A 615-nucleotide genomic window follows, 5' to 3' on the forward strand; every position below is an offset into this window, starting at 1 on the left:
AAAGACAAACGGAATGGCGAAGGGTGCGAAGTATGAAATGACGATGACCTTCGGACGGATGAGCGAACCGCTCACCAAGGTGCAGAAGGTGGACTCCACAAAGACCGCGCAGTCTTACGACTTTACCTATCAGTACGAGGACAGCAACCATCCCACGGCTCCCACGCAGATAGGGCATGAGCATTACACTTACGATGCCAATGGCAATCCAACACTGGTGGAGAACGACAGTCTGAACAGCGAGCGGAGAATGTATTGGGACGAGGACAACCGGCTGATGGTTTTGTCGGACAACGGTAAGACCAGTCGATACACCTACAATGCTGCCAGCGAGCGTATCGTCAAGAGCCACGGCGACCTTGAGGGCGTATATGTAAATGGTGCTCCGCAGGGAATAACCGCTGACTTCGTCGACTTCAGGCTGCGCCTCGGAAAAACGAGCGAGCTCCTTTTTCACTCGGCTTGCACTGAAGTTCCACGAAACGGAAGATTACACCATCTATCCTGCCCCGATTATCACCGTAACGAAGAACCGCTTTACCAAGCATTACTTCATCGGTGACAAGCGCGTAGCAAGCAAACTTGGAACAGGCAAGTTCAGCAATGTTTACGGCG

General features: G+C 52.4%; 1 pseudogene. It reads left to right on the forward strand.

Going from position 1 to position 615, the window contains the following annotated elements:
* Positions 1-7: 7 nt before the first annotated feature.
* Positions 8-615 (forward strand): annotated as a pseudogene (locus HMPREF0670_RS17375) (type IV secretion protein Rhs); the annotation flags it as partial.

Origin of the sequence: Prevotella sp. oral taxon 317 str. F0108, assembly GCF_000162415.1 — a bacterium.
GTDB lineage: Bacteria > Bacteroidota > Bacteroidia > Bacteroidales > Bacteroidaceae > Prevotella > Prevotella conceptionensis.